General features: G+C 71.9%; 19 protein-coding genes and 3 pseudogenes. 17 read left to right on the top strand and 5 right to left on the bottom strand.

Annotated features, from left to right (window positions below; all coding sequences use genetic code 11):
• Nucleotides 1-165: 165 nt before the first annotated feature.
• Both ABEB13_RS01235 and ABEB13_RS40125 read right to left on the bottom strand, forming a co-directional pair.
• A complete protein-coding gene (locus ABEB13_RS01235) occupies nucleotides 166-444 on the bottom strand; it encodes a cupin domain-containing protein (protein WP_345703868.1) in 279 nt (92 codons plus the stop codon).
• A gap of 123 nt (nucleotides 445-567) precedes the next feature.
• Nucleotides 568-723, bottom strand: a pseudogene (locus tag ABEB13_RS40125) (helix-turn-helix domain-containing protein); the annotation flags it as partial.
• Between the two features lie 147 nt (nucleotides 724-870).
• Here ABEB13_RS40125 and ABEB13_RS01230 point away from each other — a divergent pair.
• From ABEB13_RS01230 to ABEB13_RS01210, 5 genes and pseudogenes are all read left to right on the top strand, one after another.
• Complete coding sequence (locus ABEB13_RS01230) at nucleotides 871-1,896, top strand: MurR/RpiR family transcriptional regulator (protein WP_345703867.1); 1,026 nt, start codon at nucleotides 871-873, stop codon at nucleotides 1,894-1,896.
• Between the two features lie 276 nt (nucleotides 1,897-2,172).
• Nucleotides 2,173-3,939, top strand: a complete 1,767-nt coding sequence (locus ABEB13_RS01225) for a S9 family peptidase (RefSeq protein WP_345703866.1) — start codon at nucleotides 2,173-2,175, stop codon at nucleotides 3,937-3,939.
• A gap of 67 nt (nucleotides 3,940-4,006) precedes the next feature.
• Nucleotides 4,007-4,946, top strand: a pseudogene (locus ABEB13_RS01220) (S66 peptidase family protein); the annotation flags it as partial.
• 92 nt (nucleotides 4,947-5,038) lie between these two features.
• Nucleotides 5,039-5,872 (top strand): M55 family metallopeptidase, encoded by an 834-nt coding sequence (locus ABEB13_RS01215; RefSeq protein ID WP_345703865.1) that lies wholly within the window; start codon nucleotides 5,039-5,041, stop codon nucleotides 5,870-5,872.
• A gap of 55 nt (nucleotides 5,873-5,927) precedes the next feature.
• Nucleotides 5,928-7,322: a M20/M25/M40 family metallo-hydrolase gene (locus tag ABEB13_RS01210; RefSeq protein WP_380232227.1), complete on the top strand. Its 1,395-nt coding sequence runs from the start codon at nucleotides 5,928-5,930 to the stop codon at nucleotides 7,320-7,322.
• 40 nt (nucleotides 7,323-7,362) lie between these two features.
• Here ABEB13_RS01210 and ABEB13_RS01205 read toward each other — a convergent pair whose 3' ends face one another.
• The 3 genes from ABEB13_RS01205 to ABEB13_RS01195 form a co-directional block, all read right to left on the bottom strand.
• Nucleotides 7,363-8,253: a PucR family transcriptional regulator gene (locus ABEB13_RS01205; protein WP_345703863.1), complete on the bottom strand. Its 891-nt coding sequence runs from the start codon at nucleotides 8,251-8,253 to the stop codon at nucleotides 7,363-7,365.
• A gap of 126 nt (nucleotides 8,254-8,379) precedes the next feature.
• Nucleotides 8,380-8,913: a PucR family transcriptional regulator ligand-binding domain-containing protein gene (locus ABEB13_RS01200; protein WP_345703862.1), complete on the bottom strand. Its 534-nt coding sequence runs from the start codon at nucleotides 8,911-8,913 to the stop codon at nucleotides 8,380-8,382.
• A 338-nt stretch (nucleotides 8,914-9,251) separates the two neighbouring features.
• The gene (locus ABEB13_RS01195; protein ID WP_345703861.1) at nucleotides 9,252-10,553 is read right to left on the bottom strand and encodes a DUF3370 family protein; all 1,302 of its coding nucleotides are present in this window, start codon (nucleotides 10,551-10,553) and stop codon (nucleotides 9,252-9,254) included.
• A 362-nt stretch (nucleotides 10,554-10,915) separates the two neighbouring features.
• On the opposite strand from ABEB13_RS01195, the gene ABEB13_RS01190 reads away from it, so the two are divergent.
• The 12 genes and pseudogenes from ABEB13_RS01190 to ABEB13_RS40120 all read left to right on the top strand — a co-directional run bounded on the left by ABEB13_RS01190 (nucleotide 10,916) and on the right by ABEB13_RS40120 (nucleotide 22,717).
• Nucleotides 10,916-12,367: an ABC transporter substrate-binding protein gene (locus ABEB13_RS01190; RefSeq protein WP_345703860.1), complete on the top strand. Its 1,452-nt coding sequence runs from the start codon at nucleotides 10,916-10,918 to the stop codon at nucleotides 12,365-12,367.
• A gap of 15 nt (nucleotides 12,368-12,382) precedes the next feature.
• Nucleotides 12,383-13,261, top strand: a complete 879-nt coding sequence (locus ABEB13_RS01185; protein WP_345703859.1) for a carbohydrate ABC transporter permease — start codon at nucleotides 12,383-12,385, stop codon at nucleotides 13,259-13,261.
• The gene (locus ABEB13_RS01180) at nucleotides 13,258-14,190 is read left to right on the top strand and encodes a carbohydrate ABC transporter permease (protein WP_345703858.1); all 933 of its coding nucleotides are present in this window, start codon (nucleotides 13,258-13,260) and stop codon (nucleotides 14,188-14,190) included. Before ABEB13_RS01185 ends, ABEB13_RS01180 begins: the two co-directional genes overlap by 4 nt.
• Nucleotides 14,191-14,323: 133 nt before the next feature.
• Entirely contained in the window at nucleotides 14,324-14,962 is a 639-nt protein-coding gene (locus tag ABEB13_RS01175; RefSeq protein WP_345703857.1) for a GntR family transcriptional regulator, read from the top strand.
• A gap of 87 nt (nucleotides 14,963-15,049) precedes the next feature.
• Nucleotides 15,050-15,952 carry an ROK family protein gene (locus ABEB13_RS01170; RefSeq protein WP_345703856.1) on the top strand — a complete coding sequence of 301 codons (903 nt, stop codon included), beginning with the start codon at nucleotides 15,050-15,052 and terminating at the stop codon, nucleotides 15,950-15,952.
• Nucleotides 15,949-16,977 carry a DUF4127 family protein gene (locus ABEB13_RS01165; RefSeq protein ID WP_345703855.1) on the top strand — a complete coding sequence of 343 codons (1,029 nt, stop codon included), beginning with the start codon at nucleotides 15,949-15,951 and terminating at the stop codon, nucleotides 16,975-16,977. Before ABEB13_RS01170 ends, ABEB13_RS01165 begins: the two co-directional genes overlap by 4 nt.
• Entirely contained in the window at nucleotides 16,863-17,471 is a 609-nt protein-coding gene (locus ABEB13_RS01160; protein WP_345703854.1) for a DUF4127 family protein, read from the top strand. Before ABEB13_RS01165 ends, ABEB13_RS01160 begins: the two co-directional genes overlap by 115 nt.
• Nucleotides 17,468-17,761: an FAD-dependent oxidoreductase gene (locus tag ABEB13_RS01155; protein ID WP_345703853.1), complete on the top strand. Its 294-nt coding sequence runs from the start codon at nucleotides 17,468-17,470 to the stop codon at nucleotides 17,759-17,761. Before ABEB13_RS01160 ends, ABEB13_RS01155 begins: the two co-directional genes overlap by 4 nt.
• Nucleotides 17,758-18,840, top strand: a pseudogene (locus ABEB13_RS01150) (FAD-dependent oxidoreductase); the annotation flags it as partial. The gene ABEB13_RS01155 and the pseudogene ABEB13_RS01150, both read left to right, overlap by 4 nt.
• A gap of 453 nt (nucleotides 18,841-19,293) precedes the next feature.
• The gene (locus ABEB13_RS01145; RefSeq protein WP_345709492.1) at nucleotides 19,294-20,007 is read left to right on the top strand and encodes an N-acetylmannosamine-6-phosphate 2-epimerase; all 714 of its coding nucleotides are present in this window, start codon (nucleotides 19,294-19,296) and stop codon (nucleotides 20,005-20,007) included.
• Nucleotides 20,004-22,499 carry a glycoside hydrolase family 38 N-terminal domain-containing protein gene (locus ABEB13_RS01140; RefSeq protein WP_345703852.1) on the top strand — a complete coding sequence of 832 codons (2,496 nt, stop codon included), beginning with the start codon at nucleotides 20,004-20,006 and terminating at the stop codon, nucleotides 22,497-22,499. Before ABEB13_RS01145 ends, ABEB13_RS01140 begins: the two co-directional genes overlap by 4 nt.
• Complete coding sequence (locus tag ABEB13_RS40120) at nucleotides 22,412-22,717, top strand: glycosyl hydrolase-related protein (RefSeq protein ID WP_425559843.1); 306 nt, start codon at nucleotides 22,412-22,414, stop codon at nucleotides 22,715-22,717. Before ABEB13_RS01140 ends, ABEB13_RS40120 begins: the two co-directional genes overlap by 88 nt.
• Nucleotides 22,718-22,829: the final 112 nt, after the last annotated feature.

Raw genomic sequence — 22,829 nt, 5'->3', positions numbered from 1 at the left:
GCCTGGACCGGAGGTCGTGTGCTGCGCGCCAGGACTCGACCTTTCGTCGATCGCTCGGGTTGTCGGGGTGCCCGTACGGTGGAAGGCGTGGAGATTCCCGTACTGCTCGGCCGGCGGGTGTCGGCAAACCTGGAGTGGTGGCCGGCCGCTGAGTCGACCTGCGCTCTAGGATCGCCGCGGCGCGGCGGCCGGGCTGGCCACGATGAGCAGGTAGCGGCTGTGGCCGTCCAAGGCGGCCAGGCGGTGCACGATGGTGGAGTCGTAGTGCAGGGCGTCTCCGGGTTCCAGGACGAATTGTTCCTTGCCGACCTGGGCAGAAACCCTTCCTGTCATCACCACGCACAGTTCTTCGCCTGGATGGGATGTGTCGAAGGCGTGGTGGGCTGGGGTGCCTTCGGCGAGCACGGCCTCGAAGCGGCGTGCCCCGACCGGGGTGAGTGGCACTGTGCGTCCTTCACCTGGCGGCCATGTGCGAGGTGGTCGGTGCGGGCGGTGCAGGGTGCTGTATGGGGCTGCCGCAGGGGTCCGCCCTGCCAGTGGCGCTCCGCCCAGCAGCACCGACAACGGGGTCTCCACGGCCTCGGCGATTCGTTCCAGGCTGTCCAAGGTGGGGTTGGCGCGTCCGGCTTCCAGACGGCTGAGGAAGCTGCGTGACAGTCCGCTGCGCTGGGCGACGCCCTCCAGTGTGAGGTGTAGGCGGGCGCGGGCTGCGGAAAGCCGCATCCCCAGGCGCGCCGCTGCGCTCTCCCTGTCGGATTCTCCCGGGCCCGCTGGGCCGTCGAGTGCTCCGGAGCTTTCCCTACCTGCCACTGCCGCCTCCTGTGACCACGTGAAGCCGTGGGATCTCTGTCGCACAGGTGTGTGGCTCCCGTGCCGACCGAAGTCCTGAACGCTACAGGCCGCCCGCCGTTCCAACGCCAGGGAGTCCGCCGTGATCCTTCCTCGTCGTCTGTCTCGTTCCCGGTGCCGCAGGTGCTGCATTTGGGCCAGCGCCGGATCCGTCGGTGGTCGGCGGTGACGACGGCTGGGTACGCGTCGGCGTGGTCCGAGCCCGCGGAGCTGCTGGCCGACGCGGGTGACGAACTGGGCGGCGCCGAGCAGCTGCTGGCCCACGCCATGCTGGCGGACTGGCCGCGGTCGGCGTTGGAGCCGGCGGCGGCTCTGCTGGCCGGGACCGGTGCTGGCCGTGGCGATCTGCACCGGCTGATGAGCAGGGCGGGATTCCGCGACCTGGGCGAGCTGCAGGCGCGGGTCGCCGAGCGCCTCGATGGGCAGCTGATCGACCCGAGGGCGCGGTTCCGGGCTCGTCTGCGGCCGGCTCAGATTCCCGGTCTGACCGCCAGGATGGCTGAGCAGGAGGCCGCGAACGTGACGGCGACGCTGCACGGGGCGTGCGATGACGGTACGTTGCACAGCGCTGCACTGGCCTTGCTGGCGGCCCGGCAGCGGTTCGTCCTCGGCACCGGCCGAAGCCGTGGTCTGGCACAGCTGCTGGCGGCTGATCTGGAGAGCGTTCTGGGTCGTGTCGTCCTTTTGGACGGGAGCGCCGACCGTGCGGTGGAGGCGCTGACCGACGCGGGGCCCAAGGACGTGGCGGTTGCCTACTCGGTGCGCCGGTACGACGGCTGGACGCTTCGTGCGGCGGGTGCTCTGCGTGAGCGCGGTGTGTTGTTGGTGGCCGTCGCGGATGTGCACGGTTCGCCGGTTGCGAGGATCGCCGATCAGGTGCTGACCGCGGCGACCAGTGGCGCTTCCTTCGCCGACTCGCCGACCGCGCTGGTCGCCCTCGGGCATGCGTTGGTGACGGCTGCGGCCGCCCGGTCGAAGGGAGCGCTGCGGCGTCTGGAGCGCAGGGAGGAGGCCAACGTCATGCTGGAACGCTTCCTGGGCGATTGATGGCCCGCTTCGATCCTTCCCCTGACCCGGTGCCGCGTGCACGAATTTTCCATAAGAAGCATTGGTGGAACCCATGACTGGAACACGGGGCCGGCAGGCCCGCAGCGGTCGGTTGGCGCCGGGCGCCTGGCCTTCCCCGATCGGGCCCGAGGATGTGGCGCGCGAGGACGGAATCCCCGGCTGGGTGGAGCTCGTGGGGGAGCCTGGCGACGCTGCTGTGTGGTGGGACGAGCCGCGTCCCCTCGAGGGGGTCGGCGCTGTGTGGTGCGCCGGTCCGTGGACGGTGTGGTGGAGGATTTGCTGCCCGTAGGGTTCAACGCCCGCAGCCGGTTGCACGAGTACGGCGGTCGTGCCTGGCGGCCTGTCGGGTTGCCGGATGATGGTTCGGGGCGCGGTGCCACTGGTCTGGTGTTCGTCGATTGGCACGATCAGCGCCTGTGGGTGGCGGGTCCGGGTGTGCAGCCGGTGCCGTTGACGGCGGTGGTGCCGGATGGCGGTGGCGGCCCTGCGGTGCGCTACGGCGACCTTGTCGCGCCGTCCGGCCGGGCGGAGGTGTGGTGCGTGCGGGAGAGCGTGGGCGCACATCCGCGCGAGGTTGTGCGGGAGGTGGTGGCGGTGCCTATGGACGGGTCCGCCGCGCTGGACCCGTCTCGGGTGCGGGTGCTGGCCGGTGGCTACGACTTCCTGGCCTGTCCGCGGCAGTCCCCGGATGGGCGGTATTTGTCATGGATCGGCTGGAATCATCCGCATATGCCGTGGGATGAGAGCGAGTTGTGCGTCGTGGCGCTGGACGGTGGTGAGGACGCCGGGTATCGCGTCCTGGCGGGCGGCAGGGGGTGCTCGGTCGCTCAGGCGGAGTGGCGGGACGCCGACACCCTGTGGGCGGTCACCGATCCGGACGGGTGGTGGAACCTGCACCTTGTTCCGGCCGACGGCGGTGAGGTCCGTGCGGTCGCGCCGCGGCAGGAGGAGTTCGCCGGGGCGCTGTGGAAGCCGGGGGCGGCGTGGTTCGCGCCGCTGCCCGATGGGCGGGTGGTCGCGGTGCACGGGACGGGCAGCAGCCGCCGGCTGGGGGTAGTCGATCCGTCCGACGACAGTGTGCGTGATCTGCCGCTGCCGTACACGGACTTCGCTGCGACGGTGCACGCGGCCGACGGGAAGGCAGTCTGCGTGGCGGGCTCGCCGGACTCGCACCACCGTGTCGTGCTGGCCGACCTGACCGCCGCAGCCACCGGCGATGGCATCCATGAGTCGGTGACGGGAGGCGACAGCGGTGCGCTGCGTTTCGCCGACTGGCTGCCGCAGCCGTACGCGGAGGTGTTCCACCGGCCGGACGGACAGGCCGTACACGCGGTGCTGTACCCGCCGCGCAACGCGGATCACCGTGTGGCGGCAGACGAGTTGCCGCCGTGGGTGGTGTTCGTCCATGGCGGCCCGACCGGCAGCTCACCCATGGCGCTCGATTTGGAGGTCGCGTACTTCACCAGCCGCGGTATCGGCGTGGTGGACGTCGACTACGGCGGCTCCACCGGGTACGGACGGACCTACCGCGAGCGGCTGCGCGGCACCTGGGGCCTGGTGGACGTTGGAGACTGCGCGGCCGTGGCGCGCGGCCTAGTCGCGCGCGGGCTCGCCGACGAGCGACGCCTGGCGGTGCGCGGCGGCAGCGCGGGCGGCTGGACGGCCGTGGCCTCACTCACGCGGGCGGGCCTATACGCGGGCGCTGTCTCGCATTACGGCATCACCGACCCTGTTGCGTGGGCCGCCAACACGCACGACTTCGAGTCCCGCTACCTGGACGGTCTGATCGGTCCCCTGCCGGAGGCGGCCGACCAGTACGCGGAACGGTCGCCGGTGCTCAACGCGCACCGGGCGAGCGGTCCGGCGCTGCTGATGCATGGGCTGGAGGACGTCATCGTCGAGCCGCAGCAGTCGCGGGTGTTCGCCGAGGCGCTGGCCGCCGCCGGCGTGCCCTGCACGCTGCTGGAACTACCGGGGGAGCAGCACGGGTGGCGGCAGGGGAGACGATCGCCACCGTTCTGAAGGCCGAGCTCGCGTTCTATCAGGAGATCTTCGGCATCGCCGGGCAGGCGCCCGCGGAGGGCGGGCGGTGAGCACGCTCTGGGCGGCGGGCGGCGTCTGTCGCCGCCCGCCGGCGCTGAGGTCGGGCGACACGGTAGCTGTCGTCGCGCCGGCCGGCCCGGTGCCCGCCGGGCAGCTGGATCGTGGTGTGGCGCGGCTGGAGGAGTGGGGCCTGGAAGGTCCGGGTCATGCCCCACGTGTCCGACACCCACCTTGGCCACCTCGCGGGCGCCGACCTGGATCGGGCGGCCGATCTGCAGCAGGCTTGGTTGGACCCGGCCGTGGCTGCGGTGTTCTGTGCGCGCGGCGGGTACGGCTGCCAGCGGATGGCGGACCTGCTGGACTGGGGTGTCCTCGCGCGGGCCGCGCCGAAGCCGCTAGTGGGATTCAGCGACGTCACCGAGCTGCACCGGCTGTTCGCGGCCCGGCTGAGGGTGGCGACCCTTCACGGGCCGATGCCGGGTACTGGGGCGTTCGCCGATCCGCAGTCGGTGGAGCACCTTCGCCGGGTGCTGTTCGAACCGACGTCCGTGCGCGCCCTGCCGCTGGCAGCGCCGGCGCTGGTCGCGGGCACGGCCGAGGGGGTGCTGGCCGGTGGCAACGCCAGCCTGCTCGCCTCCTCGATCGGCGTGCCCGGGTACGGGCTGCCGGACGGGTGCCTGCTGTTCTTGGAGGACACCGGTGAGGAGCCGTACCGGTTGGACCGGATCCTCACCCAGCTCCGCCGGGCCGGGGTCCTGCAGTCGGCGGCCGGAGTGGTGCTGGGGGACTTCACCGACTGCGGCGACCCGCAAGCGCTGGCCGACGTCATGCACGACCGGCTGGCCGGGCTCGGGATACCGGTGGCGGCCGGATTGCCGGCCGGACACGGAAAGCTCAACCTGACGGTTCCACTGGGACTACGGGCCCGCATGACCGCCTCCACCGCGCCCGGCGCCGGCGCCCTCGTCCTCGCGCAGCCGCCCCTGTCGGCGCGCGCCGGCACGCGCGAAGGGCCCGCCAAAGCCGGTGGGGGCCCGATGGGTGGGACCGACACGAGATCCGGAAAGGACGAAGAATCGTGCGCATCATGATTTCCGCCGACATGGAGGGCGTCACGGGCGTCACCTGGCCGGACGACGTGGAGCCGGGCACCGCCTCCTGGGACCGGATGCGACGCTTCCTGACCAGTGACGTCAACGCGTGCGTGGCCGGTCTGTTCGCCGGAGGCGCGAGCGAGGTGATGGTCAACGAGGCCCACTACACGCAGCGGAACGTCCTGATCGAGGACCTGGACGACCGCGCGACCCTTCTGACGGGCCGTCACAAGCCGCTCGGCATGATGCACGGCGTGCAGGACGCCGACGGTGTGGTCATGCTCGGCTACCACACCGGGGCCGGCGAGGAGGGCGTGCTCGCCCACACCTACCTCGGAACGGGCCTGGTCGACTTCCGCATCGACGGCGAGGCGGCCGACGAGGGCCGAATGAACGCCCTGGTCGCCGCTGAGCACGGTGTTCCGGTGCTGCTCGTGACCGGTGACGACCTGACCTGCGCCGCCGCCGGGCGCTGGGCGCCGCAGGCACGGACGGCCGCGGTAAAGCGGGCTGTGAGCCGGTACGCCGCGATCTGCCTGACGCCCGCCCGGAGCGCGGCGCTGATCGAGGCGGAGGCCCGGGCCGCCGTCCAGTCAGCAGCCACTGCCCGGCGACCGACCGGCGGGCCCGCGGAACACCGCTTCGAGGTGACCTTCCACGCCACCCACCAGGCTGCGGCGGTGGAGGCCGTGCCGACGGTGGACCGGACCGGCCCGCGCACCGTCGCCTACACCGCGCCGACCGCCACCGACGGTGCTCGGACGTTCAAGGTGTGCACCACCGTGGCGGCGTCGGCCGCCGAGGCGCACTACGGCTGATGCCGCCTGCGCCGTTTGTTGCCGCGCCAGTCCACTACCGGAACAGGACCTGATCATGCCATCTCTGCGTGATACCGACCCTGCCGAGGCCTTCGCCGACGTGTCCGTCCAACGCGAGGACGCCCTCGCTGCCGCGGGCCACGACGCCGTTCGGCTCTGCCACGACCTGCTGCGCATCGACACCACCAACCCAGGCGACGGCAGCGGACCGGGCGAGCGGGCCGCCGCCGAATACGTTGCCGCCGAGCTGGACGCTGCGGGCATCCCAGCGACACTGGTGGAAGCCGCTCCGCGGCGTTCCACCGTGTTGACCACCATCAGTGGCTCCGACCCCTCGCTGCCCCCGCTGCTCGTCCACGGCCACCTGGACGCCGTACCGTTCGACGCCGCGGACTGGACGCACCACCCTTTGGCGGGCGACCTCGCCGACGGCTGCCTCTGGGGTCGCGGCGCCGTCGACATGAAAGGCACCTTGTCGATGGTGCTGGCCGTGGCCCGGCATTGGGCGCGCACCGGGACGCGGCCACGGCGGGACATCGTGCTGGCGTTCCTGGCGGACGAGGAGTCGACCGGCGAGTTCGGATCCCGCTTCGTGACGGCCTCGCACCGTGAGTGGTTCGAGGGCTGCACTGAGGCGATCAGCGAGTCCGGCGGGTTCTCGATCACCGCCCACCCGGAGAGCGGACCGCAGGCGGGGCGTCCGCTACGCGTCTATCCGGTGGCGGTCGGGGAGCGCGGCACCGCGTGGATGCGGCTGACCGCGAAGGGCACCGCCGGGCACGGCTCCAAGCACAATCCGGACAATGCCGTGGCGACGTTGGCCCACGCCCTGTCACGGCTGGCTTCGCACCGGTGGCCGACCACGCTGACGCCACCCGTTGCAGCCCTCGTCGACGCGCTGGACCGCGTGCTGGGCGTGCGCATCGACCGCGAGCACCTGGAGGAGGAGGCTGCCCGCCTGGGGCAGCTCGGCGAGCTGTTCGACTGCACGGTGCGTGACTCCGCCAACCCGACGGTGCTGCGGGCCGGCGGCAAGGTTAACGTGATCCCGGCCGCGGCCTACGCCGAGGTGGACGGCCGGTTCCTCCCCGGCCATCGCGAGGAGTACCTGGCCGTCGTGGACCGCCTCCTGGGGCCCGGAATCACCCGGGAGTTCATCAACTGCGAGGACGCGGTGTCGGCGGAGCACGAAGGCGCGGCGTTCTCTGCGATGGCAGACGCCCTGCGCGCCGAGGATCCGGACGCGCACCCGGTGCCGTTCGTCATGTCGGGCGGCACCGACGCCAAGTCGTTCGCACGGCTCGGTATCCGTTCGTACGGCTTCGCTCCGCTGATGCTGGATCCGTCGCTGCACTACTACGGCATGTTCCACGGCGTGGACGAGCGGGTGCCGGCCGCGGGGTTGAGCTTCGGAGTTCGCGTGCTGGACCGGTTTTTGCGCGCGTACTGACCGAGCCCGTGCCGGGCGCCCATCCTGCGTGAGGGGAAGGTCATTGGCCGGCTGCCTCACGCGCGCGCAGGGCCAGCCACAGGTCCACCCGGTCCTCGGCGCGGTCCATCCGGCGGCCGGTCAGCTTCCCGATCTTGGCGATGCGGTTTTGGACGGTGTGGCGGTGCAGGCCGAGCAGGGCGGACGTCTCGGCCCAGCTGCCGTTGGTCTCCAGCCACACGCGCAGGGTCTCGAGCAGTTCGCCGCTTGGGTCGGCGGCGTCGAGAGGGGCGAGCGTGGTGTCGGCGAACGAGGCGAGCAGTGCGGGGCTCCCCAGGCTCAGCAGCAGGCGGACCGACCCGGCCTCGGTGGCGGTGACCGGTCTTCCGGCTTCTTTGCTGACGGGGAGGAGGGCGACGGCCTGCCGTAGTGACAGTGCTGCGTGCTGGGGGGCGACGGGCGGTCCGATGCCGGCCGGGCGGCCGGGGGCGAAGCGGGCGAGGAGGGCGAGGGTGTCGGTGCCGTCGGGCACGACGGCCTCGACGCTGTCGCCGGCGACTCGGGCGAGGCCGCCGGGTATGGCGAGGGCGAGGTCGGCGGCGACTTCCGCGGCCTCACCTGCTGCTCTTGAGGGGGTGGTTGCTTCTGGTCGGCGTACGCCTGCGAGGGCCGTGTCGGTGGCGATGCGGACGGCCACGGCACGCAGTGGGCGGGCGGGCAGGTTCACCGAGGCCAGCAGCGCGTCGGCTCGGGAGGCGCTGATTTCGGCGCTGAACAGGCGGGCTAGTACGGCTGTGCGGTGGCGACGGCGCGGCTCGTCGGCGAGGTGACGGCGTTCGAGTTCGACCGACAGGAGCGAGACGAGGACACTCCCCAGAAGCCTGGATTCGGCGCTGCTCGCGCCGACGAGCAGTACGAAGCCCCGTAGCCGGGCGGCTCCGAGGGGTTGCACGTGCACGGGACCTTCGGGCAGGTCCCCGCCGGCGCTGCCGCGCAGTTCGCGCAGAGCAACCGCTTCCAGGATTCCCGCGGCGCTGGCCAGGGTTTGTGTCGGTTCGGCGCCAGCGGCGCCGAGAGGTCAGGCCAGCACGTCACAGACGATGACGGCGACGCCCGTCGCCTGGTGCCAGGCGGAGAGCAGGTCGGTGAGTCCGTCGGCGGATGCCGCGGCTGCGGTGAGGCGTCGCTGGGTGCGCAGGGTGCGCTCCAGCAGGCGGCGTTCTTCTGCGGCGCGGGCGTCGAAGACTGTTTTCGTGATCGCGGCGAGCGGAGTGCGTTCGGGGACGGTGAGCAGGGGCAGGCCGCGCGCCTCGGCTGCCGTGGCGAGTTCCTGCGGTACGTGACGGCACGGCAGGGACGAGCCGATGCCGAGTATCAGGGCCGCGGCGCGTCCGCGGTCGAGGTCGGCGACGAAGTCGGCCTGGTCTTCGGGGCCTGGGCCAAAGAGCAGGCCGGTGGTCATGACCACCTCTCCGCCTTCCATCCACATGGAAGGGGTCATGCTCTCGGAGGCGTGTGCGGCCTCCACGGTGCGGCCGAGCCCTGCCGCGCCGGCGGCTAGCTGCAGACGCAGGGCGGGGATGGCCAGGAGATCGCGGACGGTGAGTGGCATAGGCCAATCGTTCGACGGAGCTGGTACTGACCTCTGACGTGATAGCACAGATGACCGTGTACGCGCACTGGCTTCTGGTGCTCGGCTCGGCCGGGTATGGGTGGCGGATGGGATGGTCTCCGCTCAGCCTCTTGCGGCTTTGTGCGTTGGGTGGCGTTCGGCAGGCAGGTGGTCGGGGCCGGCCGAGGGCTCCGCGGTGTGGTCGTCCCTGCCGGGCCTCTGCCCGTGCCCTCCTGCTCGAGTGCAGGAAGGCACGGGCAGAGGCAAAAGGTCTGTGCTGCGCTGGTGTCCGGTTCGGGGCCCGCGTTCGCTGCTGGCCAGAGCGGACGTGGGGGGCGTCAGATACTTTCGAGGAGGAGCTGGGAGCCTGCCGTGATCAGCCCCGGGACCTCGAAGTCCAGTTCGACGAGAGTGCTGCTGCCTGCCGGGAGCGTATAGCGGCCGATTTCGCAGCGTGGCACGGTGGGTCGCACGTAGAGGGTGATGATCTGGGGGGATCCGCCGTTGACGGACACTGCGGCCGCGCCGTTCCAGGTGTCGCCCGGCACATCGGTCGTGCCGGTGACGTTGGAAGCGAACGTGAGAACGACGGTCCTGGTCTGCGCGGAGGAGTTGGTCAGGCGCGTGCGGATCGCGTAGCGCATGCCGTAGTTGCCCCAGCTGCGCTGAGAGGAGTCGGACAGGGCGGCCGTGGCGGGCACGGTCTGGTCGAGAGCGGCGACCTGGCGCTGGGTGGTGTTGACGGCCAGGCCCAGGTAGGAGCCGGCAGGTGCAACGTCGATGTCGCACACGCCGGTGTCCCAGCGGGAGGCGGCGTAGACGCCGGCCTCTCGGCCGTAGGTGGTGTCGGTCTGGCCGATGATGTCGCCCGGTGCGGCCTGGCTGTCGTTCTGGGTGTAGTTGATCGCGGTGGCCGTGCTGCCGGTGGTGGTCACGGCCGTGTAGACGTAGACGCCACCTGTGGTGGTGACGTCCAGGAGGCCATCGACGATGGAGGAGGTCATGGCAACCTTGGCTACCTCCACCATCGTGCCGGGGTTGACGGTTGTGGGGGAGAGGTAGGGGCGGGTGGTGCCGGCGGCAAAGTCCTGCGACGTGGCGTAACAGGGCCCCGTTCCGGCGCGCTGCGCCGGATCCTGGACGAGCGGCTTCTGCGAATTGGTCCAGATTGCGCCCGTGGCCTGGACGGTGACGGCGGAGCTCCCCGGGTTCGACGCGAGTACGTGGAGGTAGACCGTCCCGCCCGTGCTGTTCTGGTGGTAGACGTACACCGGGAATGTGCCGGTCAGCGGGTGGGAGGCGCCTCCGCGGTTGGTGGTGGTACGGCCGCACTGGGCGAGCCAGCCGGGGCCGGTGAAGGACTCGGGGTTGTTGGACACGAACATCTCTGCGCCGGACGGGCCGCCGGGCAGCTGGAGCAGCTGCTCGCGGGGGACGGTCGGCCCGGGCGACGTGGGCGTGCCCGTGGTCCAGGACCCGGCGCCGATGCTCGTGTTCGTCATCGTGCTGGGCGTCGGGCGGCGGCTGTTGCCGGTTGCGGCCCGGGCCGTGGTCGCGCCGAGGGGCAGTGCTGCGCCGACGAGCAGGGCGGGGGTGAGGCTGAGCAGGCGGCGGCGCGAAGGGGTTGGGCGGTTGTCCATCGATTTGGACCTCTCGGTGGGGGTGCTGCCGCCGGAGGGGCCGCAGGCAGCCGGTGAAATGAGCGGGACGATTCCCGTCACCAGAGGTAGATACCAGATGGGAATGGTTGGCAGAAGTGGTCGGGACGGACTTTCGGTACCGGCTGGCCCGGTAGTTGAGGTGTCCTCGCCTAACACGTCGGCAACTTGTACCTTTAATAACCTTTGTGGCGCTGATTCGAGCCCGGGCTCGCGTTCTTGATCAGTTGGTGACCCGAAAGGGTTGACGACGGCCGGTGGCTCCTGCCACCTTCTTCCCCAAGTGGTCCCTACCACTTCGGATGACATCATCCGCTCTCTTCCCCCACCGTCGTAGGAGAGTCATGCCCAGCAGTAGAGGTATCCGCCTGGCCGTCACCACCGTCACCCTGGCGCTCGCGACGAGCGCGTGCGGTCTCGGCTCGAGCGGCTCCTCCCCCGGTGCGGACGCCGCGTCCCCGACCGGCAAGGTCGGCGGGACCATCACGCTGGAGACCCTGCAGCTCAAGCCCACCTTCACCGACTACATGACCGGGGTCATCGCCGCCTACGAGAAGGACCACCCGGGCACCAAGGTCAACTGGGTCGACATCCCGTTCCAGGGCGCGCAGGAGAAGCTGACCGCCGACGCCGCCGCCGGCGCTCTGCCCGATGTCGTCAACCTGAACCCCCAGTTCGCGCAGGCTCTGGAGGCCAAGGACCTGTTCATCGACATGGACAAGGGCGCCTCTGACGTCAAGTCCGCCTATGTCCCGGGGGCCTGGGACGCGTTCAAGGTGCCGGGCAAGGACGGATCCTTCGCCCTGCCGTGGTACCTGACCTCCGAAGTCACGATGTACAACAAGGACCTGTTCACAAAGGCCGGCCTGGACCCGCAGAAGCCGCCGGCGAGCTTCGACGAGCTCCTCGCCGACGGCGCCAAGCTGTCGGCCGCCGGAAAGGGCTCGTTCTTCGGCATCCACCCCGCCCTGGAGAACCGCTTCATCACGGACCTCGCCAAGCAGGGTGTGCCGCTGCTGGACGCGTCCGGCAAGAAGTGGACCTTCAACACGCCGGACGCCGCCGCCTACCTGCAGAAGCTGGTGGATGCCTACAAGGGTGGCGTGTACCCGCAGGACTCGCTGACCCAGAACCACAGCAAGGAGAACGAGGCCTACCAGGCAGGCCGCATCGGCCTGCTCCCCTCCGGCCCGAACTTCCTTGCGGTCATCAAGAAGAACGCTGCCGCGATCGCCGCGAACACCGGAGTCGGCCCGCAGATCACGGGCGCCTCCGGCGCCACCAACATGTCCGTGATGGGCCTGCTCGTGCCGAAGGCGAGCAAGAACCAGGCGACCGCGATGGACTTCGCCAAGTACCTCTCGGACGCGCAGAACCAGCTCGCCTTCAGCAAGATCGTGACCATCCTGCCGAGCACCCTGTCCTCCCTCAAGGACCCGTACTTCAGCACCGACGGCGACGGATCGCCGGAGTCCAAGGCGCGCAAGATCTCCGCCGCGCAGATCGCCACGGCCAAGAACCTCGTGCCCGTCCAGTACGACTCGCGTGTCACGGCCGCAGTCATCGGCAAGGTGCAGCTCGCCCTCCAGGGCAAGCTGACCCCCAGCAGGCGCTCGACCAGGCTGTCGCGGAAGCCGACAAGATCAGCGGCGCCACCGGCTGACGCCCGGCCCGCCCGGCGCCCGACGGCTAGCCCGAAATCCCGCCGGGCCCACGACCACCGGTGCGGGTGGCACTCTCCCTGGCCACCCGCACCGGTCCCCTCTCGCAAACCCCGCCCTTCTTCCACCGACTGATCGACTGGAGGCCCCGTGACCGGCCGACGCTGGTACGTCCCCTGGCTCTTCCTTCTCCCAGCGCTCGCCGTGGCCGTGGCCTTCTTCATCGTGCCGTTCGCCAACACCGCCGTGCTCTCGTTCACCGACGCCAGCACCCTGGGCGGCGGCACCTTCACGGGGACCCGCAACTACGCCCGGCTCTGGAGCGACGACCAGTTCTGGCTGTCCGTTCGCAACACTCTGCTCTACATCGCCGTGGTCGTGCCGCTGCTCGTCGCGCTACCCCTCGGGCTGGCCCTGCTGGTGCAGAAGCGGGTGGCGGGAATCGGCTTCTTCCGGGCCGTGTTCTATTCGCCCGTCGTCGCCTCCATGGTCGTCGCCGGCCTCATCTGGTCCTGGCTGCTCTCCAGTGACGGCCTGGTCAACTCGGTCCTGCGAGGCCTCCACGTGATCGCAGCCCCGCTGCCCTTCCTCACCGACTCCCGGCTGCTGCTATTCAGCTCCATGGCAATGACGGTGTGGAAGGGCCTGGGCTACTACATGGTGGTGTACCTGGCGGCGCTGGCCAACGTCCCCAAGTCGCTCCTGGAAGCGGCCGAAGTGGACGGCGCCGGACCGGTCCGACGCTTCTTCCACGTCACGCTCCCACTGGTGCGCCCCACCATGGTCCTGGTCGCGACCCTCGCGGCCATCGGCTCCGCCAAGGTCTTCGCCGAGGTCTTCACCCTCAGCGACGGCAGCGCCGGGCCCGGAGGCGAAGCGCGGACCCTGGTCTACACCATCCGCGAGGTGGGCCTCGGTCTCGGAGGCGAAGCCGGATACGCATCCGCAATGAGCATCGTCCTCTTCCTCGGAACGCTCGGCCTCTCGGTGGCCGTCACCCGCCTCAACACCCGGGAGGAGCGGGCATGACGCCGCTACAGACCCCCGCCGCCCCGGCGGCCGAGCACCGCACCACCGACAGCGCGCCCCGCGCCGACCTCGCCGCAGCGGCCAAAGCCCCCGCATCCCTGCGCCTGCGCCGGTCCGGCGGACTCGCCGTGCGCTACCTGCTGCTCCTGGCCGTGTTCGCGCTGACCGTCGGACCGTTCCTGTGGCAACTGTCGACCTCGCTGAAGGGCAACGGCGAGCGGGTGTTCGGCTACCCGCCGCAGCTCCTGCCCACCCACCCCACCCTTCACCACTACGCCGAGGTCCTCGACACCGTCCCAGTCCTGCGCTACGCCGGGAACTCGCTGCTGGTGGCGACCGGCTCCGTCCTGACCAACTGCCTGCTCGGATCCATGGCCGGATACGCACTGGCCCGCATGCGCTTTCGCGGTCGGGCGGTGGCCACCGGGATCTTCCTCGCCACCATGATCATTCCCTTTGAGAGCATCATGGTCTCCGAATTCCTCGTCGCGCGCTCCCTGCACCTGACGAACACCCTGCTCGGCGTGATGATCCCCGGCGCGGCCTCCGGCCTGTCGGTGATGCTGATGCGCAACGCGTTCCGCCGGCTTCCCGCCGAGATCGAGGAAGCCGCGATCCTCGACGGCGCGGGGGAGTGGCAGCGCTTCTGGCGCATAGCACTTCCGTCGGTGCGCGGCACCATCGCCGCCGTGGCGGTCTTCAGCTTCGTGTTCAGCTGGGACGACTTCCTGTGGCCGCTGGTCTCCCTCTCCGACCAGAGCAAGTACACCCTCACTGTCGGCATCCAGTACCTGTCCGGCACCTTCACGAACGACCAGCGGGTGATCGCCGCAGGCACGATGATGGCGGTCGTGCCGCTGCTGGCGCTGTTCTTCGCCCTGCAGCGGTTCTTCTTCCGTGGCGTGGGTGAGGGAGCGGTCAAGGGATGAGTACCACAACGGACGGCAGCCGTGGGACCGTACGACCGGGCGTGGCTGCGGCCGTCCCCCGGCCCGCGAGCCGAAGCACGAAATCCTGCGCCGATCGCTGCTGGACCTGGTCGAGGCGTCCGCGCCCCACGACATGCTTCCCAGCGAGCGCGAGCTGATGCAGCGCTACGACGTCAGCCGGGTCACGGTGCGTCGGGCCGTCGAGAGGCTCAGCCAGGAGGGTCGGATCTACCGTGTCCAGGGCTCCGGCACCTTCGTCGCCGACCGGGACACGATCAGCAAGTCCTTGCGGCTGACGTCGTTCTCCGAGGACATCCGGGCGCGACGCATGACGCCGGCGGGGCGCATGATCCTCATGGAACGCGTCCCGGCGGACGTCGTGAATGCGCGGGACCTGTTCGTCGAGCCGGGAGCGCCGCTTGTCCACCTCGAGCGGCTGCGGACCGCCGACGGAGAGCCCATGTGTCTCGAGAACGTCTGGCTGCCCGAATCGCTCGTGCCGGGGCTTCTCGACCACGGCGAGCCCACCTCGCTCTACCACTGGCTCGAGCGGGCCGGCGCGGCTCCCGAATCCGCGGAGCAGACCGTGCGCGCCACCGTGGTGGACGCCGCCCAGGCCGCCCTGCTCAAGGTGCCGCCGCAGTTCCCCGCCCTGCACGTGGAACGCGTCACCCGCGACGCGCGCGGGCGCGCCGTCGAACGGGCCGTCAGCCTCTACCGCGCCGATCGCTACGACTTCCGATTCACCATCACCCGGGAACGCCATACATGAGTATCACGTCACCCACCGGAGCCAAGGGTCCGGTGCTCGCCGTCGACATCGGCGGAACCAAGACCAGCGCCGCTGTCGTCCTAGACGATGGCCGGCTCGTCGCCCGGGTCACCGCCCCCACGCCCGCAGCGCAGGGGCCAGGCAATTCTGGCGGCCGCGCTGCGGCTCGCCCGGACCGCGTCGGAGAACGCCGTCGAGCGCTCGGGCAGCACCCCGCCGGTGGCGGTCGGGTTCGGAACGGCGGGCGTCGTCGACCCCACCGGGCGCCGGATCCGCTCCGCGACGTCCGCCCTCCCGGGCTGGGCCGACACCGACGTCGCCGACGCCGCCGAGCAGGAATTCCAGGTGCCCGCCACCGTACTGGGCGATGTGCAGGCATTCCTGGCCGGTGAGAGCGCCCACGGCGTAGCCCGTGGAGCCTCGGTCGCCGTCGCGGTGATGGCCGGCACCGGTATCGGTGGCGCGGTGCTGGTCGACGGCCGGGTCCTGCGCGGCGCCGGCGGCGCGGCCGGCCACGTCGGGCATGTGCCGGTTCCGGGCGCCGAGCTCCGCCCATGCCCGTGCGGGGCCAGCGGGCACGTGGAGGCGCTCGCGGCCGGACCCGCGATGACCGCCGAGGCCCAGCGCCGCCTGCCCGGGCACGACATTCCCGATCTGCAGGCCGCGGCGGCCCTGGCCCGCGCCGGGCACGGGGAGGCCCGTGCTGCCATCGAGGCAGGCGGCGCGGCACTTGGGGTCGCCCTCGCCGGTGTGATCGCGCTGCTGGACCCCGACCTGGTGGTGCTCGGCGGCGGCGCGGCCGCAGCAGGCCCTTGGTTCGAGGCCGGACTGCGCGAGGCCCTCACCAGGAACGCCCTTCCCCTGCTGACCCGCGTGCCGGTAGTGCGCTCGTCCATGGACGCCGATGCCGTGCTGATCGGGGCCGCAGTAGAGGCCCGGACGCTGCTCGCCCACCCGGCCAGCACCGAGCGGAACGAGGTCGTCCTGTGAGCCGCCCCCGGATCGCCCTGGTCCCACTGGACGAACGACCCGCCTGTGCCCGGCTGCCGCGCCTGGTGGCCGCAGTGGCCGGGGTGGACCTGTTGGTTCCGCCTGCCACGGCGATGCCCTCGCTGCGTCGCCCGGGCAGCCCACAGCTGATCGGGGAGTGGCTCACAGCCACGGCCGCGGACGCCGCCGTGGTGTCGCTGGAGACGCTCGGATTCGGCGGACTCATCGCCTCGCGTACCCGGCCCGCCTCCGTCGCTGCGGTCACCGCGGCCTGGCAGCCGCTCGGGATACTTGCCGCGCGCGGCACCCCGGTCCGTGCCGTCACGCTGATCACGCGGACCCCGGATTCGTCCGACGCCATGGAGGAACCCGACTACTGGGACCCGCACGGGCCGGCCCTGCACCGGCTGTCCGCCGCACTCCACCGCGCCTGCGGCGACCCGGCACGGTCGGCAGCCCCCGGAGGGGAGCCTCCCGTGCCGCCCGAGGTGCGGGCGGACTTCGTGACCCGGCGGGTCCGCAACCATGCCGTCAACCTGGCGGCGATGGAGCTGGTCGCGGACGGCACGTTGCGCTCGCTGGTGGTCGGGGCCGACGACACCGCGGTCGAGGGTCTGGCCACAGCGGAGCTGCACTGGCTGGACGGGTGGACCTCCTGGCTCGGTCTCCGGGAGCGCATCACCGTCCGCCCCGGCGCGGACGAGGCGTGCACCGCCCTGGTTGCCCGCACCCTGCTGGACATGCTGGGCGGTCCACCGCCGATGGTGCGCGTGGAAGCTGCCGACCCGGCCGGCCTGGAACGCGTCGCCGCCTACGAGAACGTGCCAGTGGGCACCACCGCCGCCCGCCAGTTGGAGGCGTGCGGGGCAACCCCGCGCCGCCTGGCGGCCGGGAGGGCGCCCCGCCCGACGTGGTGCTGCTGGTGCATACCCCGGACGGCGCCGGCGACTGGGCTGTCGCCCCGCCCTCCGGCACCGACCCCACCGCGGCGCGAGCGCTCGCCCGCCGCGCGGCAGAGCTTCTAGACGCCGGGCACGAGGTGGCCGTCGCCGACTGCGCCCAGCCCAACGGCGCCGACCCCCAGCTGGTAGCCGCGCTCGCGGCAGAGCGCGTGCTGGAGCGGTTGACGGCGTACGCCGGCTGGAACACGGCGGGCAACACGCTCGGCACGGTGGCCGCGCACATCGTCGCCGCCGTGGCCGCCCGCCGGGCCGGGCACTTCGATGAACAGGCCCACCGCCGTCTGCTCCTGCACCGTCTGGTCGAGGACTGGGGGTGGATGAGCAGTGAGCGGGCCCGCGTCCGCAGGCTGCTAGGAAGCGATCCGACCCGGCACGACCATGTGCCGCCAGGGCACACCGTGTACGGCGACATCGCGGCGGGCCTGGTCGCGCGCCGTGCCGAACTGCCCGGATTCGCGCAGCTGACCGTCGACACCGCATCGGTGCGACTTCCCTGGTCGCGAACCTTCGAGGTCGACTTCACCCTGACCGACACCAGCACGGAGAACTCCCGATGAACCGGCAGGACGACACATCCCGCGGACAGGTGCAGGCCGAGGTCGCCGTCATCGGCGGTGGCCTGGGAGGCGTGGCGGCGGCACTGGCCGCCGCGGACGCCGGGCGGAGCGTCGTGCTGACGTGCGAGCAGTCTGTTCTCGGCGGTCAGATCACCACCCAGCTGGTGCCGGCCCTCGACGAACATCCCCACGTCGAGGAGCGCGGTGGCGCCTCCGCCTCCTACCGTGAGCTGCGCCGCAGACTGCGCGCGGAGTACGGTGGCGTGGCCAACCCGGGGGCGGCTGGGTGAGCCGGCTGTGCTTCGAGCCGGCCGCCGCGGTGCGGGTCGTCGACGCGATGCTCGCCCCCCATCGCGAGTCCGGTCGACTCCGCGTGGTGACGGGCGTGCGCCCGGTTGGGGTCGCGCGGACGTGCGACAGCATCGGCGAAGTCCGCCTGCGCGACACGCGGGGCGGTGAACTGACGGTGCGTGCAGAGGTGTTCCTGGACGCGACGGACTGTGGTGAGCTCCTGCCATTGGCCGGCGCGCCGTGGGTGGTGGGTTCGGAGGGCCGGGCGGCGTTCGACGAGAGCCTTGCGCTGCCGGGTGGGCCGCAGCCGCATGCCGTGCAGTCCTGTACCACGGGGTTCCTGGTCGAGTACTGCCCGGGTGAGGACCACACCGGGCCGCGGCCCGTGGGGTACGAGCGGTGGCGCGCGGGGCAGCCGTTCACGCTGGAGATCGCGGGCTGGGACGATCGGCAACACCGGTACCGCATGTTCACGGACGGCCCGGACGGGCATCCGCCGTTCTGGACATACCGCCGGTTGCTGGAGGGTGGCCGGTTCGACACTCGGGACGTTGCGCTGATCAACTGGTCCGGCAACGACTACGCCGATGCCTCCCTGATCCACGAGCCCGGGCGGGCCCGGAGCGAGTCGCGGCAGTTGTCGCTGGCGTTCCTGCACTGGCTGCAGACCGAGTGCCCCCGCGACGACGGTAGCGGGTATGGCTACCCGGGCCTGCGCCTGGTGGCGGACGTGGCGGGAGCTCCGGACGGGCTGGCGGTGGAGCCGTACGTGCGGGAGTCGCGCCGTCTGGCGTCGAGGACACCGGTTCGTCAGCAGGACCTGGAGCCGGTGGACGGCCGGGCCCGGGCGGCGAACCTCCCGGACAGCGGGGGCCTCGCCTTCTATCACATGGATCTGCACGCAAGGATCGGGCATCCCGAGTCCGCGTACGCACCGACCGCGCCGTTCCAGGTGCCGTTGTCGGCGCTTGTTCCCGCGGAGCCGGTGAACCTGCTGGCCGCGGCCAAGAACCTGGCCGCCACGCAGGTGGCCGCCTCGGCCTACCGGGTGCACCACGGGGAGTGGGCGGTGGGCGAGGCCGCGGGTGTCCTCGCCGCGCAGGCGCTGGCCCGCGGTGCGACACCGCGCGACGTCGTCTCCCGGCGCGAGGAGCTGACGCTCGCCCAGCTCGGGCTGGTGCGGCGCGGGGTTCCGCTGGCGTGGCTCACCGACCTCGACCCGGCGGATCCTCTGTTCGTGCCGGGCCACCTGCTGGCAGCTGCGGGAGGAATCGCGGGTGCCCGTGCCGGGAGGTTGACGGTGGATCCGGCGGAGCCGGTGGACGCGGGGGAGCGGGCGGCGCTGGTCGGTGCCGCGAACACGCTTGTCCCGGGTGCGGGGGCAGTGGCCGACACCGTGCCCGCCGGAGCGCCGTGGCAGGACGTCGTTGCCGTTCTCGGGGCCGAGGTGCTGCGGGTTCTGGATGGGCCCGAGGCGGGCGTCCGCCGAAGGAAACCGAACCAGGAGAAGCAGACAGTGCCCACCGACATCGTGACCCGCACCTCCCGGAGGCCGGCCCTGCCGGCTGGCCTGGCCGGTGGCCTCGTCGTCTCGTGCCAGGCACTGCCCGGCGAGCCGTTGCACGGGCCGCACTTCATGGTGCAGCTCGCGTTGGCGGCCGAGGCGGGGGGTGCGGTGGGGCTACGGCTGAACGGCCTGGCGGACATCGCGGCCGTACGGTCGGCCGTCTCGCTGCCGATCATCGGCCTGTGGAAGGACGGGGACGAGGGCGTCTACATCACGCCGACCCTGCGGCACGCCCTTGCCGTCGCCGATGCCGGCGCCGACATCGTTGCGCTGGACGCGACCGGCCGGCCGCGCCGCGACGGTCTGACGCTGGCGGAGACCATTGCTTCGCTGCACCGGTGCGGGGTCCTGGTGATGGCGGACGTGTCGACCTTCGGGGAGGGTGTTGCGGCCGCCGAGGCAGGGGCGGATCTCGTGGGGACCACCCTGTCCGGCTACACCCCCGAGAGCCCGGATGTGCCGGGGCCGGACCTGGATCTGGTGCGGGCGCTGGCCGCGGCCCTGTTGGTGCCGGTCGTCGCCGAGGGCCGGATCTCCACCCCCGACGAAGCGTCCGCGGCGATTGCGGCGGGGGCGCACACAGTGGTGGTCGGCGGGGCGATCACCCGCCCGGCCGCGTTGACCGCTCGTTTCTCTGCCGCGCTCGCGGCCCACACCACTCCGGAGGACCAGCCGTGACCAACCTCACCGACCACGGAACGGACGACGCCGCCACCGCGCAGCCGACGACAGTGGACTGCCATGTGGTGACGCATGTGCATTGGGACCGGGAGTGGTACCGACCGTTCGAGTCGTTCCGCGCGCGGCTGGTCGAGCTCGCCGAGCGGATCTGCGAGGAGCTCGACGACGGCCGGATGTCGACCTTCCATCTGGACGGGCAGACGATCGTGTTGGCGGACATCGAGGCGTTGCGTCCGGATCTCGCGGATCGGCTCGCCGGCCATGCGCGGGCGGGGCGGTTGACGCTGGGTCCTTGGCATGTGCTGGCGGACAATCAGCTGGTGTCGGGTGAGAACCTGGTGCGGAATCTGTTGACGGCGCGGCGGTGGGGGGCACGGGTGGGTGCGCTTGCCGATGTGGGGTATTGCCCGGACACGTTCGGGCATCCGGCGGATCTGCCGCGGATCCTGAACGGGTTCGGGATGGACATGGCTCTGGTGTGGCGGGGGGCTCCGGCGGGGCTGGCGAGGTTCCGGTGGCGTTCACCGGACGGCTCCGAGGTCCTGGCCGCGAACCAGGGCTATCACGAGGCCGAGGTCCTGTGGCCGGGAGCTGACGGCGCGGCGGGCCGGGCGCAGCGCATGTCGGATTTTGCCGCCGCCGAGCGCGGCCGAGCCACGCCCGGGCCGTGGCTGCTGATGAACGGCGGGGACCACCTCGCCCCCTCGGATCCGGTGGGGGCGATCGCCTCCGTGGCGGCCGCCGCCGACGAGCAGGGTGTGGTGCTGCGCGAGAGCACACTGGCCGGGTTCTTCGCCGAGGTGCGGGCCGCGGCGGACCGCGGGGGCGTGCCGCTGGTCGAGGGCGCCTTGCGGCACCGGCCGGGCCGGCTGACGTTCCTGCTGCCCGGCACGCTGTCGGCCCGAATGTACCTCAAGCAGGCCAACGCCGCCGCCCAGACGGCGCTGGAGCGCTGGGTGGAGCCTCTGCTGGCCCTGCACGCACCTGAGGACGCCACGCTCGCCGCGGAGCTGCGGCACGCGTGGGAGCTGCTGCTGCGCAACTCGCCGCACGACTCGATCTGCGGGTGCAGTGTGGACGAGGTGCACCGGGAGAACGAGGTCCGCTTCGAGCGGGTCGGCCAGACGGCCGGGCATCTGGTCGGGCGGGCCCTGGGCGCGGCGGGCCTGGACACCCGCCTGTACGGGGACCCCGAGGTGGAGCGGGCGCGGTTCGTGGTGCTGAACCCGCATCCGGACACGTTCACCGGGCCGGTGACGGTCGAGGTGCGGACCGCGCCAGGGCGCCACCCCGCAGCGGTCCACGGTCCGAACGGGGCCCGGGTGCCGTTCGAGGCGGAGGTGGTGGGGGAGGAGACCGCGTTCGAGGCGGACCTCGACCTGCTGCCCGATTCCCGGCCCGTGCTGGTGCACCGGCTGCGGCTGCTGGCGGCCGACGTGCCGGCGCTGGGAAGCGCCGTCCACACGGTGGTCCTGGGCGGGGAACCCGCACCGCACGCGGCCGCCGTCCTCGAGGACGGCGTCGCCACGCTCGACCTCCCCGACGGGTCGGTGCTGGCGGCCGCGGCCGACGCGTCACTGACCCTGCACCTGCCCGACGGCACGAGCATGCCGGGTCTGGCGACCCTGCGCGACGAGGGCGACCGCGGCGACACCTACAACTTCGACCCCGTCCCCCACGACACCCCGCTCACCCCGCGGCTGACCTGCGCCCGCCGCCGCACCAGCCCGGTCCGTACGGTGCTGGAGTTGTCCGCGGTCCTCGACCTGCCGGCCGGCCTGGCCCCCGACCGCGCCGCCCGCGGCACCCGCACCACGCCCGTCCCGCTGACGATCACCGTCGAGCGGTGGTCCGGCCAGGACCCGCTGAACTGGACGCTGTCCCTGGACAACACCGCCGACGACCACCGCCTGCGCGTCCACTTCCCCACCCCCACCCCCACCCCCACCCCCGATCCCACGTCCGACTCCGGTCCGGGGGCACGGTGGTGGACCGCCGACACCCACTACAGCCTCATCGACCACCCCGTCGGCCCCGACCTCGGCCCTCTGCCCACTGAACGCGCCCACGAGGCCGAACACGGCTGCGCTCCCGTCCAGAGCGTCGCCGCGATCGGCCACGGCCCGCACCGGATCGCCGTCGCCGCCGCCGGCCTGCCCGAACGCACCGGCATCGCCGCCGACGCCAGCCCCTCCGGACACGACGAACTCGTCATCACCCTTCTGCGCTCCGTCGGCTGGCTCTCCCGCTTCGACCTGACCACCCGCACCACCGGCGCCGGCCCCATGCTCGCCACCCCCAGGCCCAGTGCCACCGCCCCCACAGCTGGCACCTCACCCTCACCACCGGCACCCCCGCCCACCACGACAGCGCACTCGCCGACCTCGCCGACCACGCCACCGTGCCCCTGTGCGCCCTCCAGCTCCGCCCCGGCACGGACCCCGCCCCCACCCGCCACCCCGGCCTGCGGATCCGCGGCGCCCGCCTGACCGCACTCAAATGCGCCGAGGACGGTAACGGTTTGATCCTGCGGATCTCCAACCCCACCCGACACCCCGCCACCGCCCACATCGACCTCCCACCCCACACCCGCGCCACCCCCACCCGCCTCGACGAAACACCCACCGACATACCCCACGCCCCCGGCCCCCTCCACCTCCCCATGCCCCCGCACGCCCTCACCACCCTCCGACTCACCACCCCATAACCACCCACCGCCAAACCGTGAACAATCAGAAGTGACAGCGACTCCGCGCAGGTCACACTGGGTCATCGGGCGCCGGACCGGTCCTCGCTGTTCTTCGAGGACCGGTCCGGCG

The sequence above is a fragment of the Kitasatospora paranensis genome (genome assembly GCF_039544005.1).
GTDB lineage: Bacteria > Actinomycetota > Actinomycetes > Streptomycetales > Streptomycetaceae > Kitasatospora > Kitasatospora paranensis.
Note: the sequence above shows the minus strand (reverse complement) of the source record. Positions and strands in the feature narration are given on the sequence as shown.